The organism is Bacillus sp. SSR7, from assembly GCF_055902415.1.
Window position 1 is genome coordinate 242,036 of record NZ_JBVVXV010000005.1, and the last position, 14,581, is coordinate 256,616.

13 protein-coding genes and 1 pseudogene are annotated in these 14,581 nt (G+C 33.1%); 8 read left to right on the forward strand and 6 right to left on the reverse strand.

What is annotated here, in order from left to right; genetic code table 11:
* Window positions 1-34 precede the first annotated feature (34 nt).
* From AC0NJG_RS12600 to AC0NJG_RS12610, 3 genes are all read right to left on the reverse strand, one after another.
* A complete protein-coding gene (locus AC0NJG_RS12600; protein ID WP_087954730.1) occupies window positions 35-712 on the reverse strand; it encodes a YdcF family protein in 678 nt (225 codons plus the stop codon).
* Between the two features lie 92 nt (window positions 713-804).
* On the reverse strand, window positions 805-1,314 hold the full coding sequence (locus tag AC0NJG_RS12605) for a DUF3916 domain-containing protein (RefSeq protein WP_087954731.1): 510 nt from the start codon (window positions 1,312-1,314) through the stop codon (window positions 805-807).
* Window positions 1,307-2,158: a LysR family transcriptional regulator gene (locus AC0NJG_RS12610; RefSeq protein ID WP_088325995.1), complete on the reverse strand. Its 852-nt coding sequence runs from the start codon at window positions 2,156-2,158 to the stop codon at window positions 1,307-1,309. The genes AC0NJG_RS12605 and AC0NJG_RS12610 overlap by 8 nt, the downstream gene beginning before the upstream one ends.
* 85 nt (window positions 2,159-2,243) lie before the next feature.
* Here AC0NJG_RS12610 and AC0NJG_RS12615 point away from each other — a divergent pair, with 85 nt between their 5' ends.
* Complete coding sequence (locus tag AC0NJG_RS12615; protein WP_474063117.1) at window positions 2,244-3,482, forward strand: MFS transporter; 1,239 nt, start codon at window positions 2,244-2,246, stop codon at window positions 3,480-3,482.
* A gap of 194 nt (window positions 3,483-3,676) precedes the next feature.
* Here AC0NJG_RS12615 and AC0NJG_RS12620 read toward each other — a convergent pair.
* Window positions 3,677-3,907 (reverse strand): annotated as a pseudogene (locus AC0NJG_RS12620) (hypothetical protein).
* Window positions 3,908-4,165: 258 nt separating this feature from the next.
* On the opposite strand from AC0NJG_RS12620, the gene AC0NJG_RS12625 reads away from it, so the two are divergent.
* The 7 genes from AC0NJG_RS12625 to AC0NJG_RS12655 all read left to right on the forward strand — a co-directional run bounded on the left by AC0NJG_RS12625 (window position 4,166) and on the right by AC0NJG_RS12655 (window position 11,747).
* Window positions 4,166-5,293 (forward strand): serine hydrolase domain-containing protein, encoded by a 1,128-nt coding sequence (locus tag AC0NJG_RS12625; protein ID WP_087954733.1) that lies wholly within the window; start codon window positions 4,166-4,168, stop codon window positions 5,291-5,293.
* 277 nt (window positions 5,294-5,570) lie between these two features.
* Window positions 5,571-6,728, forward strand: a complete 1,158-nt coding sequence (locus AC0NJG_RS12630; RefSeq protein ID WP_140168635.1) for an agmatine deiminase family protein — start codon at window positions 5,571-5,573, stop codon at window positions 6,726-6,728.
* 169 nt (window positions 6,729-6,897) lie between these two features.
* Entirely contained in the window at window positions 6,898-7,317 is a 420-nt protein-coding gene (psiE, locus tag AC0NJG_RS12635; protein ID WP_087954734.1) for a phosphate-starvation-inducible protein PsiE, read from the forward strand.
* A gap of 179 nt (window positions 7,318-7,496) precedes the next feature.
* Window positions 7,497-8,435 carry a bestrophin family protein gene (locus tag AC0NJG_RS12640; protein ID WP_087954735.1) on the forward strand — a complete coding sequence of 313 codons (939 nt, stop codon included), beginning with the start codon at window positions 7,497-7,499 and terminating at the stop codon, window positions 8,433-8,435.
* A 196-nt stretch (window positions 8,436-8,631) separates the two neighbouring features.
* The gene (locus tag AC0NJG_RS12645; RefSeq protein ID WP_087995660.1) at window positions 8,632-9,609 is read left to right on the forward strand and encodes an agmatine deiminase family protein; all 978 of its coding nucleotides are present in this window, start codon (window positions 8,632-8,634) and stop codon (window positions 9,607-9,609) included.
* Between the two features lie 38 nt (window positions 9,610-9,647).
* The gene (locus AC0NJG_RS12650) at window positions 9,648-10,469 is read left to right on the forward strand and encodes a MerR family transcriptional regulator (protein ID WP_087954737.1); all 822 of its coding nucleotides are present in this window, start codon (window positions 9,648-9,650) and stop codon (window positions 10,467-10,469) included.
* Between the two features lie 231 nt (window positions 10,470-10,700).
* Window positions 10,701-11,747 carry an agmatine deiminase family protein gene (locus AC0NJG_RS12655; protein ID WP_087995662.1) on the forward strand — a complete coding sequence of 349 codons (1,047 nt, stop codon included), beginning with the start codon at window positions 10,701-10,703 and terminating at the stop codon, window positions 11,745-11,747.
* A gap of 48 nt (window positions 11,748-11,795) precedes the next feature.
* Here AC0NJG_RS12655 and pepF read toward each other — a convergent pair whose 3' ends face one another.
* A complete protein-coding gene (gene pepF / locus AC0NJG_RS12660) occupies window positions 11,796-13,583 on the reverse strand; it encodes an oligoendopeptidase F (protein ID WP_087995664.1) in 1,788 nt (595 codons plus the stop codon).
* A 117-nt stretch (window positions 13,584-13,700) separates the two neighbouring features.
* Window positions 13,701-14,492: an arylamine N-acetyltransferase family protein gene (locus tag AC0NJG_RS12665; protein WP_087954740.1), complete on the reverse strand. Its 792-nt coding sequence runs from the start codon at window positions 14,490-14,492 to the stop codon at window positions 13,701-13,703.
* Between the last annotated feature and the right edge of the window lie 89 nt (window positions 14,493-14,581).

A 14,581-nucleotide genomic window follows, 5' to 3' on the forward strand; every position in this document is an offset into this window, starting at 1 on the left:
AAGGTATACCGACGTTTTAGTATACCTTTTTCTATTATGCTAGATTATAGTAGTAGGATACATATTCTTCTAAACCTTGAACTTCTTTTTCCGGTGGTTCAATGCCACCTTTTCTACCGTAGCAAACATTTCTCAAGTATTCTCCAAAAATCATAGAGCGGCTTTCCTCATTTTCCATCCAATTATATCTATTAATTGTAAACTCACCATCGAAACTTGTATCAAATGTATAGGGGATACAAGTAATAGTTTTAGGTAAATGTTTTTTTAATACTCGATATTGCCGACCAGCGCCTAAACTTTTGCAAACAAATAGTAGCTGATTAATCTTTGTGAAATCAAAAATCTTTTTCGCTTCCATTACATTCGCGATAGAATGGAGGGAGTTTTTCTCGAATAGGATAGCATCTTTTGGTACGCCATGTTCCATTAATTTAGTTACAATTACTTCTGCATCTGACAAATCCCCGTAATTCCAGCTCGGATGTTTCATGCCATGCAAACTAGTACCACCTGTAACGATAATTTGATTTCCTAAACCTTGTCGATAAGCTTCTAGAGGAGCTTGCCAATTGCCGGGATGAGAACCGCCGAAAACGAAAATAGCATCACATTTTTGTGTTGTTATTTCTTTTAGAAAAACGATTTCTGTAATTTGATCGATTTGTTTTTTCGTAAGAGTAGGGACATCAGGATATTTAGGTATTACCATGTGAAAACCTCCTATATAGTAAATAATAAATTCATTATATAGCGATTTTATTAAGTGAAAAAAGGGAAGCTTTTCATTTCAAAGTACCCCTTTTAAGATAACTCTCCAATAAACCAAATCTCTTTTTTATCGATTGCATCTTCATCATAAATGACTTCTTGAAAGTGTAAAATTTGGGCAGTAGGACAAATTGAAATTCCCCATGTTTTCCAAAAATCAATTTCATTTGAAAGAGAAATCCATTTTTGAAATTCATTATTTCTATTGAAAAAGTTATGAAAATAGTCATCGTTTTTGAATACGATAATTTGCGATTCCCATAAATTCTCTATAGAAATTAAAGTAACAACTCGATATGTATGTGTATCACTCGGTTTTATTTTTATTAAATGATTTACTCGATCTATTAAGGTTTGGATACATAATCGTTTTACTTTTTTAGGTGTTTTATGAGACTCGATAAAAGTTTGAGAAACGGGTAAAGGCATATACCAATATTCATCGTTATAGAAAGTAGAAGGGAATATTTTTGTATGTTCCTCAATGCGTTTAATCATAGTGTTTGTTTTTCGTTTTATCCCACGTATTTTCTTTTCATGCATGGTGAGTCATCTCCATAAATTTTTGTAATGCAGCTGAGCGAAATATGTCTTTTCTAGTAATGAAAGTAGTAGGAACCTTTTTGAAGCTATTTGGTAAAGGGTTGAATGATACGTCATGTTCATGTCCCTTTAAAATTGATTTCATCATAATCGCTACGCCCATACTTGATTTTACACATGCAAGTATAGCTTCGATTGTCCCGAATTCTAAAACTCGTTTAGGTGAGATGTCTTCTTCTTGAAGCCAGTCTTCTAATAAACCCCTATAATAGCACCCGTGACTAAAAGCGAGTAAATTCATATCTTCTATGTCTTTAAGAGAGGATAAAGGTTTTTTACTAATGAGAACCAATTCTTCTTCATGAAATACAGTTGTATGGAGTTCAGTATGCTGAGTAGAGCCAGCTATAAACGCTCCGTCTAGTTTTCGCTCTAATACAAGCTTAATTAGTTGTTCAGTCGTATTTGTTTCCAAAATCAATTCGACTTCTGGGTACCTCTCATAGTAGGCCGTTAATATAGAGGGAAGCCTTACCGCAGTTGTAGATTCTGTACATCCGATTGTCAAAGTGCCTTTAGGATCAGTTCCATTACTTTGAACCGCTTTTATAGATTGATCCATTAAGTGGATAATTTGTTTGGCGTACGTTAATAAAATCTCACCGTTAGAAGTTAAAGTTACACCTTTTCCGTTACGGTAAAATAAAGGCACGCCTAATTCATTTTCTAGTTGTTTCATACGCATTGTTACGCCTGATTGCACGTAGTTCAAATTTTTCGCTGCGTGAGAAATATTATTTTCCTTCGCGACCTCGTAAAATACAGTTAAATCTTTTATGTCCACGTATCATCCCTCCGGAAAGGTATCAATTTTTTTGATGGATTATATGATGAATCTTTATTTTATATGATATCAGAACTTTCATACAATGGAAGAGGATGGAGGGATTATTGTGTTAATGCAAGAAAGGATGAACAGTACTTATAAGTGGGTGATGTTAATTGTTGCGACGCTTGCTCAAACAACAGCGACACTTATAACATATGGTGTCGGGGTTTTCGCTTTATTTTGGAAAGAAGAATATGCGCTTACGAATATGGAGAGTGGATTGTTAGTAAGTGTTGTAAATGTTGGGCCGTTATTTTGTATGCTTTTTGTCGGTCGGCTACTTGATCAATATAATGAAAAAATATTAATTTCTATCAGTTCATTTTTGCTAGGGAGTTCGCTTTTACTGACTAATATAGTAAGTGGATTTAATGGGTTATTATTTGTACTTTTATTAATGGGCATGTTTTATAGTGTTTCCCAGCCAGGAGGAAGTAAAGTGATTTTAAAATGGTTCCCAAAAGAAAATCGTGGGTTAGCGATGGGAATAAGGCAAGCTGGTATACCGATTGGTGGCGCGTTAGCGGGAGTGCTAATCCCGTTTCTAACAATACAATATAATATGACTTACGCGATAAATAGTATTGCATGCATTTGTATTATGGGAGGGCTATTAATTTTTGTGCTTTATAAAGAGCCATGTGTTCAGGCGGAAGCAAGGAAAGAACATATTAAAGTTTCTTTTTGGACACACCTAAAAGTAGTGATATGCAAAAAAGAGTTGTATCCAATTTATATGACGGGTATTTGCATGATTTCATTACAAATGGTGTTAGTTGGACACTTCATGAAATTTTTAGTAAGGGAACAATCTATTACATCTATTGTAGCTGGAACAGTATTTTCAGTTATGTTCTTTTCTGGAATGATTGGTCGTGTTGTATTAGCAGCTATTAGTGATGTGTTTTATAAGGGAAATCGGCGCATACCTTTATTTATAACTGTCTGTGCTTCTATCGGATTGGTTCTATTGTTAGTAATGAGTATACATACAATAACGAGTGGAGTATTGTATGGTATAAGTGCATTGTTAGGATTCTTTTCAATTGGATGGTTTAGTCTTTTTATAGCCGAAGTTGCTGAATTGGCAAGTGAAGAATCTGTAGGAATAACAGTGAGTTTAGCGCTTACATTAAATCAAATTGCGATTATTATTGCACCTGTTTTATTTGGTTATATTGTGGACGCGAAAGGGTATACGTATGCATGGTTGTGTATAGTGGCATTACTAAGTATTTCGGCAGTGAGTTTATCCCGCAATTTGCCAGGCAGCCAGTAAAAGCCGGATTGGGGTGGGCTAATAATCAGTGGGGGACGGACAAAACACCATTGATTAAAGTTTCACTTTATATAGTAAAAATAAAAGAAAGTTAGCAATGTAAATTTTTTATGAAGAAAGTCTAAAGAAATGCCGAATGAGCGACATTTCTTTTTTTATATGTTGTATAATTAAAACGTAAATGAGATTTGTTTTCAATTGCGTTCGTTTCCTCTTTTGAAATTGCCTGTTACTTTAGCCATAATGAGTTGTTTTTCTGTATCGTTATGTGCATGATTTATTTTGTATAAAATTTTTTTAGCGTCATTTTAATTTAATATCATAATCTGTTTTCCGTAATATTAAATTAAAACTATGTTGTTTTTTGTTACTCTGTAATGAAACATCCTATCATTTAAGCGATTGCGTTTGTCAGTATTTTTCATCGTAACAACTCCGTTTCTTATCGTGTGTAACAAATGTTACATAAGATGTTGAAATTATAGTAGGGTGCATCCGATTGTAAGGTGGAAATTTTGCAAGAAAGAAATACAATAGAGAGTAGCCAAAAACTGAATATGAGAAAAAGGAATCTAGTTCATTTAGGTGAATAATAGGTAGTATTATAAAATATTTGAAAATTAAAAGATATAGAACAGAATGGATGTACGTTAAGTGAAACTATATAAAAGAGGGTTCCTATTATGTTAAAGAAATGGTTAATCGTTTTCTTTATTTTTGCTATTTTTTGTGGGAGTGTCGTTGCACTCATACATGCAAATAAAGGTAAGAAATATGATATAAAGGCATTTTCTAATGTAAATAGTAAGCAAAAGGACGATATGCAAGAAGTTAATGCAACTGAGAAAAAACGCTATGAAGCTGTAGCTGGAAAACTAGATCAATATTTAAAAGATAAAGGGTTTAATGGGAGCGTTCTTGTAGCTAGTAAAGATCATGTGATTTTACAAAAAGGTTATGGATATGCGAATGTGAAAGATAAAGTAGTAACAACGCCAAGAACGAAATATCGTATTGGTTCTATTACGAAAACGGTCGTTGCAATATCTATTATGCAGCTAAAAGAAAAAGGAAAATTAAACATTGAAGACAATGTAAATAAGTATATTCCATCGTTTCCAGCAGACAAAAACATTACGTTACGAAATCTATTAACACACACATCTGGCTTGCCAGATCAAGGACAAGGTAGGGTGGATGCGGGGTCACGTTTAAAGTTAGTAACATGGATTGGAGCGCAAAAATTGCAATTTCCTGCAGGGACAGGCTGGAAATATACAGACTATAATTATATGGTGCTTGCATATATTGTAGAAAAAATTACGAATAAACCGCTCGCTGAATACGTCAAAGAAAATATTTTTACTTCTGCTGGCATGCATGAATCTGGAATGGGGGCGACTCTCCCAGAAGATATTTTTTTAGCAGAAGGTTATACGAGAAAAGATAATGAATTAATAGCTGCACCCCGCTTAAAAATGAACTGGTTGTATGGGTGTGGTGAAATGTATACGACTGTTGAAGATATGAAAAGATTAGATGAGGCAATAATGGATGGAAAACTGTTATCTAAACAAAGTGTATTAGATATGTTTACGGCATCACCTGCAAGAAAATATGGATTTAGTTTCTATACGTATCCAGATTATTATCATAACCACGGCGTATTGGCAGGTTGGAATACTTTTAATAATTTTAACTGGGATAAAAAAACGTTTGTCATATTATTCTCTAATGTCCAAAATGGTATGAATGATGCATTTAATCAAGAGTTTAGGAAAATGGCGAGTGATTTAATAGAAGCAAAATAATGATTTTTAAATCGGTATTGATATGAATTTATCAATACCGATTTTTTTTGAATGTTCAACGGAGAAGTAACTATGAAGGGGGAATAGTAGAATAATTTTATTTAGGAAGTTAAATGATAGGGATGTTAAATATAGGAAAGTTACTGTGTGAATTTCATCTATTCGTAATGAATTTATGCGGAAGATTAATTGGTAAATTTTACATCGATAAAAAAGCTTGAGCTTCACACTATGTGAAGCTTTACATTATTGGAGACAAGAACAGGAGGTTTATAAAATGAAAAAAATAGTAAAGTTTTGCTTAATGGCTACATTATCTACAACGATTATTAGTGGATGCTCTTTTGAGGGGAACAATGAAAATGCTAAAGGGAAAGGGAATGAAAAAGTAGAGGTACAGAAAACCGTCGGGAAATATACGATGCCAGATGAAAAAGATAAACATGAAGGTACATGGCTACAATGGCCTCATGAATACACATATGGTGAAGAGTATAAGCAGGAAGTTGAACCGATTTGGGTTAAGATGGCAAGTGCTTTAACTGAGGGGGAAAAAGTCCATATTGTTGCATACGATGAGGAGGAGAAAGAGCGAATCAATAAACTTTTAATAGATAAAGGACTGAATATGGATAAAATTGATTTCTTTATCGCTCCTACTGATGATGTATGGGCACGAGATAGTGGACCGATTTTTGTTTATGACAATAATAAAAATTTAAAAATATTAGATCCAGCATTTAATGGGTGGGGTAAGAAAACGCCGTATAAAAATGATGCTCGTATACGTGAAAATGTGAGTAAACAAGCAGGGATTGAAAGAATTGATTGGGGGAAGTTTGTCCTTGAAGGTGGCGCAATTGAATTAGATAGCAATGGGACTGCTTTATTAACTCGAAGTGCGGTAACGAATAAAAATAGAAATCCTGATTTATCAGAAAAGGAAATTGAAAAATATATAAGTGACCTTGGGGTATCAAACTTTATTTGGTTAGATGGAGTGCCGAATTTAGATATTACTGATTTTCATATTGATGGGTTTGCTAAATTCCATAATAAATCTACCATTGTAACGATGAAAGAAGATGACCTTGCTGAATGGGGTCTATCTAATAAAGATATGGATACATTATTAGATGCAAAAAATGCTGTAGGAAAGAAATATAAGTATGAATACTTACCGCTTAGTAAAGAAAAAGTTGTATTAGAAAATGGAAAAACTCTCGATTATAAAGGGTCATATATCAATTATTATATTGGGAATACAGTGGTATTGGTGCCTAATTATAATGATCCAAATGATAAAATCGCAAACGATACGATTCAGAAATTATACCCAGATCGTAAAGTAGTTGGTATTGATGTGAGAGAGCTTTATAAAAATGGCGGTATGATTCATTGTGTTACACAGCAACAACCGATTGCATTGAAGTAATGGATTGGAATTACGTTGTGCTGCTATATAGACAAAATAGGTGAAAGATTATCTTTTCCTATTTTGTCATTCCTTATTATTTATAACAATAAAAAATATAAATGCAATGATAAATGAATTATAGTGTGTATTCAATTTTCGATTTATATGGAAAAGGAGAAAGGTTTCTGTGTTAAAGAATTTTAAAATAGTATTTTTGTTTTTCCCTATCGTTCTACAGTACATTTTAAATGTAGCTTTGATTTGTTTAGGGATTGTATTAAGTGTGTTTCTAATGAAAGAAGTCATTCAATTTATACAAGAGCTGAAAATAAATGGTGAAGAATCTAGTTATCATTTGATTGATAGTATCGTCGTATTCTTTTTATATTTTGAATTTATTGTAATGATTATAAAGTATTTTCAAATGAATTTTCATTTCCCATTACGATATTTTATTTATATAGGTATAACAGCTATCGTTCGTCTCATTATTATTGATCACGATAGTTCGATAGATTCATTGTTATACGCCTGTGCGATTCTTGTACTAATTAGTGCCTTATTCATTGCAAATTCTAGAATAATGCGTCGTGATTTAGAAGAGTGAATGTTTGTTATTTGAATGTAAAAAGAGCTATATCTTTTGGCGAAAAAAGGAGTAACGGTATTGAAAGAAATAATTTTAACGAGTTTCGTCATGATAGGGTTTATGATTCTACTATTTAATTGTATACTCGCATGATTTTAAAGAATAAAAAGTTAATAAGGGAAGAGGTTTTTGTAAATATGGTGCATTACAATAATCAAAATAGTTTACATCAAATATTTACATTAAAGGGAACGATTATAAGAGATATTTTCCCGCAAATTTTAGTATATACATGTATTTCAACGGTAGTAGCTGTGATTCATTATTATTATGCAGAAATACATATCAATCAAACACCTTGGGTAATTGTTGGAGGAGCTTTAGGTCTACTGTTAGTGTTTCGTACTAATACTGCCTATGATAGATATTGGGAAGGTAGGAAGCTGTTTGGCACGATTGGTGCCTCTACTAGAAATTTAGCAGTTAGTCTTTTATGTTATTGGGAGTCAGAAGGGGAAAAGAACGATCAGGAAAAACTAAAGTTTTTACATTTACTAATTGCTTTTCCTAAAATAGCGAAAGGACATTTGAGAGATGAAAAAGATTTAGATGAGATACAAGAATTGCTTGATATTTGTTCTGAGAAGGAGCAAGCAATATTGACAGAGTCTATTCATTTACCAATTAGTATAGTTTTTCTGTTAAAAACTATACTATCAAAAGGTTTGAAAAAGGGTCAGATTCATTCAAATGCAATAATTAATATGGAAGCCGACCTGAATAAGTTGCTTACGGCTGTGGGTGGATGTGATCGTATAAAAACAACACCTATTCCTTTTGCCTATTTTGCTCATATTAAAATTTTACTGCTCATATTTTGCGGGACTTTACCGATTGGTCTTGTTGATAGTCTTGGTTGGTTTACAGTACTTGCAACTACGTTTATAAGTTTTGCATTTATAGGGATTGAAGCAATAGGGATTGAAATTGAAGATCCTTTTGGTCAAGATCCAAATGACCTTCCGTTAGAAGGGATTTGTATAGGAATAGAAACGCATTTATTAAATTTATATAATCAAAACGGTTTGTTCGAAGTGATAGATATGAAGCAGGATAAAAAATTATCTAATTGTTAAATGTGTACGACTATTAATTTTAGAATGTTGCTATAAAAAACTTTATTAAAAATCTTGTCAAGAGTCAATTTACAGCTCAATGACGGCTTTATATTTTTTATATAAATATATAATATTTCATCGTGCTATAATCCATTCAAGAAATGTTGAGGAAGGGCGGGCTACTTAATTATTATAAAAAAGCGAGGGAAAGAAAATGGAACACAAACAAAAGGGAATTATTTTTACTGCGATACCGAATGAATCAAATGAATATTATGAACCGTTTTATGAAGAACTTATTTATTTTAATGAAAATTTAAATGAAAAAAAGGGGGCTACAGACCAACTTATTTCTTTATCTGTTGAAGAACAAGAATTCCATACGATCTTTTTTGAGTATGATGATATTTGGTTAAGGGATGTTGCGCCAGTTGTAACGAATCATCTTGTTAAATTTAAATATCGACCAAATTATTTGCCAGAGGATCAAGGGCGATATTTAGATCAACAATTTAATAAGTGGTTGAAAAAGAACGACTTTGAGTATGTGAAATCACCATTAATATTGGACGGTGGTAATCTTATTTGGAATAAAAAAGATACTGTTATTTTAACAGAACGCATATTTGATGATAATTATGATTGGACAGAAGAAGAAATTATAGAGCAACTGGAATGGGATTTGGATGTGAGCCGAGTTATTATTATTCCTGCTGAAGAAGGGGACGTACTTGCACACGCGGATGGAATGGTTAAATTTATTGATGAACATACGATGTTTATTAGTGATTTTTTAGGGGATGATGAATTTAGATATCATGTTCAAGAGATTATTCAAGAGCAAATGCCAGAAGCTAAATTTATAGTTGTTCCTTCGTCATATACAGAGAAAGGGCAATATGATCAAGAAATAGCGTCGGCAAAAGGATTATATATAAATATGTTAGAAACATGTGATGCTCTTTACGTCCCTATGTTTGGGCTAGCTAAAGATAGAGAAGTTTTACGATATATTCAACAGCATACAGAGAAACAAGCTATTCAAATCCATGTAGGAGAAATATCAACAATGGGAGGCGCAATCAATTGTTTAACGTGGTATTGTCCTTCGCATTTGTTACCTTCAAAAATGAAAAGATTGAACAATCAGAATGAAGATTTTTCAGTTAGGAAGATTTTTGATTGGTTTTAAAATAAGCGTATAAGAAAATGTATTCAAGGGGTAAGTATATGTATACAATTACTGAGTTTTCGCGGATTTGTAAAATGAGTACACGGATGCTAAGACATTATGATAAAGAGGAAATATTGAAACCGGCATATGTGAATCCGGTAAATGGATATAGATTTTATGAGCAAGGGCAGCTAGAAATAGCACTGAAAATTAAAAAGCTCAGAGAGTACAAGTTTCCTTTGCCGAAAATTAAAGTAATACTGCAGTCATCAGATCAAGATTCATTTATTCACCATATGCAAGCGCAAATCATTGAGTTGTCTCATGAAGTGAAACAAAATTTACAGGTTATTTCTGAAATGAATGAAATGGTCAATATGAATCAGGATTTAAATATTGCTCGCCATAGAAATTACGATATATTAAATGGGACGAGAAATGAAATAACCGTAATTGCTCAAAGGTTACAAATAGATATAGAACATATGGATGATTATTTTTATGATTTATATGAAGAAGTACAAAGAAATAGTTTGCAAATAGTAGGTTCTCCTTATACCGTTTTTTATGATGAAGAATTTATGCCGGGTCACAGCGATATTGAATTAAGAATTCCGATTATGGATGGGGACGGTAAAGATGCATTACAAGGATGCGAAATAAAAAAGATACACCAACATCAAATTGTTACTGCTATGCATTATGGTAGCTATGACTATATAGGTTATGCCTATATGGCATTAGAAGAGTGGGTGGAAAAGAATGGTTATATAATAGATGACCATCCATATGAAGTGTATATAAAGGGACCTGAATGTGATTGTTTAGTAGAAGAGTATGTGACACAAATTTGTTTTTTAGTTACGAAAATAGAATGAGAATAAGGATTGACATAATGTTAATGTCAATCCTCGTTTTATTTACAAAAGTAATTATTGAAAGGAGTGTCGATAAAAATTTAGACGCGAAAGTTTTCATGAAAATCTAATTACAGAAAACAAAGAGTAGTCTTACAAATCGGTTATAAGTAAAGTAATATATTCCTGTTGACCTTAACACGATGTCAAAGTATAGACTGTACTTACATTCAGAGAAGGGGGGGAACATGTATGAGGAATATAGAAAATAGTTTGTTTTATATGCCTGCAGAATGGGAGAAACATGAGGGGACATGGCTCCAATGGCCTCATGATAAAGCTCATAGAGGTGAAGGGTACAGAGCTAAGCTAGATGATATTTGGGTAACGATGGCAAAGGAGCTTCATTACGGAGAAACTGTTCATATTGTGGTATTTGATGAAGAAGAAAAAGTACATGTGCAATCGAAGTTAATGGAAGCGAAAGTGGATATGGATAAAATTGATTTCTTAGTACAAGAAACTGATGATGTCTGGATACGAGATAATGGACCGATTTTTGTAAAAGATAAAGATGGAAATCTGCGCCTAACACACTGGGTATTTAATGGTTGGGGAGATAAATATCCGTATGAAAAAGATGCTATTATACCAACTAAAATAAGTGAAAGGTATAGCGTTCCAAAAGTTGAATCTAATGTCTGTATAGAGGGCGGGGGAATTGAGGTAAACGGAAATGGAACCTTAATGGCGGCAAAAACTTCTATTATAAATGAAAATCGAAATCCTACACTAAGTCAGGAAGAGATTGAAATAGAGTTAACGAAGCATTTAGGGGTCACGAATTTTATATGGATAACTGGTATTCGCGGAGAGGATAATTATGATGAAGATACAGACTACCATATTGATGGGGCTGCACGTTTTGTAAATGAAAATACGATTCTTTATGAATATGATCCTTTCGGGGAAGGCGAACCATACCTTTTGGAGGCGTACGAAAAGCATTATCAAGAATTGCGACAAGCAAGAAATATAGATGGAAAACCATTTCAGCTCATACCAGTACCGGTGACAAGAAAAATGGTGAAAGAAGCAGAATGTAAGGGTTCATATTTGAATTTTTATATTGGAAATGAAGTTGTATTAGTTCCTATATATGGTGATGAACATGATAAGTTAGGGCTTCAAATCATTGAAGGGCAGTTTCCAGGAAGAAGAATTGTCGGTATTTATGTAAATGAACTGTTTGCGTATGGTGGCATGATTCACTGTGTGACGCAGCAACATTTAGTATAAAGTAACCGAAATGAAAAAAGCATGCAGAGTATATACTCTGCATGCTTTTTATAATGCTGAAAATTCTTCAACAAGTTCACTAAAACGATTTAATGCACTTTCAATCGGTTCTGGCGTAGTTAAATCAACACCAGCTTTTTTCAATAAGTTTAATGGGTAGTCTGAACTTCCGCCTTTAAGGAATTCAATATAATGTTTTTGAGCATTTGGATCGCCGCTCAATAACTTATCGGCAATTTGGATTGCAGAAGCGAATCCAGTTGCATATTTGTACACGTAAAATGGACGATAGAAATGCGGTATTCTAGCCCATCCGTATTTTACTTCTTCGTCAAATACGAGGGAGTCGCCATTATATTCTCTAAACAAGTTTTCGTAAACCTCGCTAAAGGTTTGGGCATTTAATGGTTTACCTTGCTGTGCCATTTCATGTGTGATTTTTTCAAACTCAGCGAACATGATTTGTGTAAAGAAAGTGCCTTTAAATTTCTCGATGAAATGGTTTACTAAATGGTTACGTACATCAGCATCCTTTGCTTCTTTTAATAAATGATGAATTAATAGCACTTCATTTACTGTAGAAGCGACTTCTGCGACGAAAATAGTATAGTGTGCAGAAATTCTTGGTTGATATCCGTGTGAGTAGTGCGTATGCATACCGTGCCCACATTCGTGAGTAAGAGTGAAAAGGCTATTTAAATCATCGTGATGATTTAAAAGAATGAAAGGATGAACACCATATACACCAAAGTTATAAGCACCGGAACGTTTTCCTGGCGTTTCTCTCACATCGATATAACGTTTATCTTTAAAGCTCTTTAATGTTTCAATATATTCTTCACCTAAAGGAGCTAGTGATTCAATCATTATGTTAAACGCTCTATCGTATGGAATGTCTTGTTTTACACCAGATACTAAATCAACACTTAAATCGTACTGGCGTAGTTCATCTACATTTAATTTTTCTTTTCGAAGTTTATTATAAGTATGTAAAGATTGAATATTTTTTTTCGTTGTATCAATTAGGTTTTCGTATACTTCTTTCGGAACCATATCACCAAATAATGATTTTTCTAGGGCTGATGGATATTTTCTTAGCTTAGAAACAGTAACATTATTTTTAATAGCAGCAGATAAAGTAGAAGCGATAGAATTCTTTAATTGAACGTATGGTTTGTAATAAGCTTTATAGGCTTCTTTACGTTTTTCGCGGTTCTCATCTTCTATTAACTTTGCATACATTCCTCGTGTTAAAGTAACTTTTTCTCCATCATTAGTAGTCACTTCACCAAATAATATATCTGCATTATTTAACATGCCATATGTATGTTGCGGAGAGGAGAGCGCTTCGCCCATTTGTGATAAAATCTCTTCTTGGTCCTTATTTAATACGTGCTTTTTATAACGATATAATTCAAATAAGTCTTCTTTATAATATTGTAAGCCCTCTGCTTCTTCTATGTAAGATTGTAATGTGTTTTCATCTACGCTAAGTAAGAAGGGAGAAAAGAAAGATTTAGCTGCACTTACTTTCACTTGTAATTGTGTTACTTTATCGACAAGAGATTGAGCGTCAGTATCGCGTGTATCAAGATCAGATTGTAATCGTGCATAAGCGAACATTAAAGTTATTATGCTAGAAATTTCTTCACTCTTTGTTAAATAGGCTAATAAACTATTGCCATCGTGAATATTTCCATTAAACTCGTGTAATTCTTTCGTTAATACTTCAATTTTATGAAAATCGCTTTCCCAATCTTCAATGGTATCGTAAATATCCGTTAAATCCCATTTTTCTTTATCAGCTACTTCTAGTCGATCTTTAAGTTCTGTCATAATCATTTCCTTTCTAAATATGTAGTTATATTCCTATATAACTATGAAATACAACAAATTGCAAAAAATCCCTGCTGAAAATTGAAAAGCCTTGCTAAAATGGCAAGGCTTGAAAAATTATAATGTAATTCCGAATTTTGAATGTAAAAGATTTTTATATTGCCCATTTGTAACTTTTTCTTTCGTTTTTTTACCGTTTTTCGCTATTGTGAGACTATCCTTTGTTAAAGATGCATGCCCATCTGCAGTTAGTTTTACAATAAGAGGTACTTTGTTAAATGGTGAGCACTCATGTTCAACAATAATTTTTTGTGCCGCATTTGCTTTTTCTTCATCCACTTCTTCTATATAAAATGCATAGCCTAACGTCCAATCATCCGCAGAAGATTGATCCAAAAACTCATTGTTTTTACGCATCTCTAACATGTAGTTTCCCTTTTCGGTCATTTCTTTACGAATACGATAATCTCCTGTAACGGAGTGAATGACTTCACCTGAGAAAGGAACAGGTGCAAGAGGTAAGTATGATCCGAAACCAACTTCAATTAAATAAAATGCATCCTGATATTTTAAAACAGTTGCAATATGTCCGGAATCAACGGCCCATATGGAGTTTGCGGCGTTATATACTGTTCCTGAAACGAGATGGACATCAAATCCAGTGTCTTTAAGGAAGTAATACATAGTAGGATTAAGTTCATAACAAAGACCGCCACGGTTGTTTACTAAAATTTTTTCTTTTAGATTTTCTTTTGATATTTCTGTAAAGGTGTTTTCGAGTATATTTAAGTTTTCAAAAGGGACAGTTTGTGCCATCGCGTACATAATGTTAGGTAAATCTTCAAATGAAACTTTGTGTTTTTCTACTATATGTAATCGTGCAAAAAATTGTTTTTGAAAGTCGGTCATAGAAATCCCTCCGTTATGCTTTTATAGATAAATTGTAAACAATCTTGAATGGGATGTGAAATGAAAACTACGTTGAATATTTGAAGTTT